Source organism: Hydrogenophaga sp. (assembly GCF_036675665.1).
Lineage (GTDB): Bacteria > Pseudomonadota > Gammaproteobacteria > Burkholderiales > Burkholderiaceae_C > Hydrogenophaga.
The window spans coordinates 1-2,364 of sequence record NZ_JAKFEO010000016.1 but is presented as its reverse complement, the minus strand read 5'-3'; the positions used below and the strand labels follow the sequence as shown (position 1 = coordinate 2,364).

At 64.7% G+C, this 2,364-nt stretch carries 2 protein-coding genes; both read left to right on the top strand.

What is annotated here, in order from left to right:
* Positions 1 to 517: efflux RND transporter periplasmic adaptor subunit (locus tag V6M63_RS08865; protein ID WP_332741225.1), on the top strand; the 517-nt coding region annotated here is incomplete at its 5' end.
* 15 nt (positions 518 to 532) lie between these two features.
* A partial coding sequence (locus V6M63_RS08860) for an efflux RND transporter permease subunit (protein ID WP_332741224.1) occupies positions 533 to 2,364 on the top strand: 1,832 nt, incomplete at its 3' end.

Here is a 2,364-nt window from a genome sequence, read left to right as displayed (position 1 = left end):
CGAAACCGGCACGCTGGATTTCTCGGGCGTGGTCGTGGATCCACAGACCGGTGCGGTATCGCTGCGTGCGCAGCTGCCGAATCCGGACAAGTATCTGCTCCCGGGCAGCTTCGTCACCCTCAAGGCGACGCTGGGCGAGCAGAGCAACGTGTTCCTGGTGCCGCAGGTGGCAGTGCAGCGCGACACCATCGGCGCCTACGCAATGGTCGTCGGCAAGGACGGCTTGGTGGCGCGCAAGAATGTCGTGACTTCGGGTACGCGCGGTGACAAATGGCTGGTGACCTCGGGTCTGGCTGCAGGCGACCAGGTCATCGCCACGGGCTTGCAGAAAGTGAAAGAAGGGGCTCCCGCCAAGGCGAGTCCATGGATCCCGAACGCAGCTCCGGCTGGCGCTCCGAACGCCGTCAAACCCTCTGGTGGCAATCCCGACGCTGCCCAGCCCGGGACCAAGCCCGCCACGAACGGCGAGACGCCGGCCAAGCAGCAGGGCGATAAGCCCGACGCGCAGCAGAACTGATCGAGGCGCCCGACCATGTCCAAGTTTTTCATCGATCATCCCGTCTTCGCGTGGGTGGTGGCGATCCTGATCTCGCTTTCGGGCGTGATCTCGATCCTCGGTCTCGGCGTCGAGTCCTATCCCTCCATCGCCCCACCGCAAGTCACGGTCAACGCCACCTACCCCGGCGCCAGCGCGAATACGGCCGAGAAATCGGTCACCCAGGTGATCGAACAGCAACTGACCGGCATCGACCACCTGCTGTATTTCAGCTCGTCCTCCAGTTCCAACGGCCGGGTCAGCATCACCCTGACCTTCGAGACCGGCACCGACGCCGATATCGCCCAGGTGCAGGTGCAGAACAAGGTCGCCCTGGCGACCCCGCGCCTGCCCAGCGAAGTGACCCAACAGGGCGTGGTGGTAGCCAAGGCCAACGCCGGCTTCCTGATGGTAGTGGGCCTGCGTTCCACCAACAGCTCGATCGACCGCAACCGCCTCAACGACATCATCGGTTCGCGCGTGCTGGAACAGATCTCGCGCATCCCCGGCGTCGGCAGCACCCAGCAGTTCGGCGCCGAGTACGCCATGAACATCTGGCTCAATCCCGACCGCCTGCAGGGCTACGGCATGTCCGCCAGCCAGGTACTGGCCGCGATCCGTGGCCAGAACGTGCAGTTCGCCGCCGGCTCCGTCGGCGCCTCGCCGCAGCCCCAGGGCCAGGCTTTCACCGCCACGGTCTCGGCCGAGGGCCGTTTCAGTTCGCCCGAACAGTTCGAGAACGTGGTGTTGCGCGCCGATAGCGATGGCACCACGGTGCGGCTGAAGGACGTGGCCCGGGTCGAATTCGGTGCGCAGAGTTACGGCGTGGATACCCGCTACAACGGCGCGCCGACCGGTGCGTTCGCGGTGCAGCTTCTGCCTGGCGCCAATGCGCTGAACGTGGCCGATGCGGTGCGCAGCAAGATGGACGAACTGGCGCCCAGTTTCCCGCAGGGCGTGGAGTGGTTCTCGCCATACGACAGCACCACCTTCGTCGATATCTCCATCGAGGAAGTGATCAAGAGCCTGGTCGAGGCGATGATCCTGGTGTTCCTGGTGATGCTGATCTTCCTGCAGAACTTCAGGGCCACGCTGATCCCGACCCTGGTCATTCCGGTGGCGCTGCTGGGCACGTTCCTGGGCCTGAGCATCATCGGCTTCACCATCAACCAGCTGACCTTGTTCGCCATGGTGCTGGCGATCGGCATCGTGGTGGACGACGCGATCGTGGTGATCGAGAACGTCGAGCGCATCATGTCGGAGGAAAAACTCCCGCCGCGCGAAGCCACGCGCAAGGCCATGGGCCAGATCACCGGTGCGGTGGTCGCGATCACTGTGGTACTGGCCGCGGTATTCATCCCCAGCGCGTTGCAGGGTGGCGCCTCGGGCGAGATCTACAAGCAGTTCGCGCTGACCATCGCCATCGCCATGGCCTTTTCCGCGTTCCTGGCACTGGGCTTCACCCCAGCGCTGTGCGCGACAATGTTGAAGTCCGAACACCACGCTGAGGACAGAAAGCCCAACTTCATCTTCCGCACGTTCAACAAGTACTACGACAAGGTGCAGCGCACCTACGTGGGCCACATCACCAGCGCGGTCAGGCACGCGCCGCGCTGGATGATCCTGTTCGCGGTGCTGGCGGTGCTGACCGGCTTCCTGTTCACCCGCATCCCCGGCAGCTTCCTGCCGGAGGAAGACCAGGGCTACGCGCTGGGCATCGTGCAACTGCCGCCCGGCGCGACCCTGGAGCGCACCAACAAGGTGTTCGATCGGATGCGCGGCCAGCTGCAGGACATGCCGGGCTTCGAGGGCATACTGCAGATCGCCGG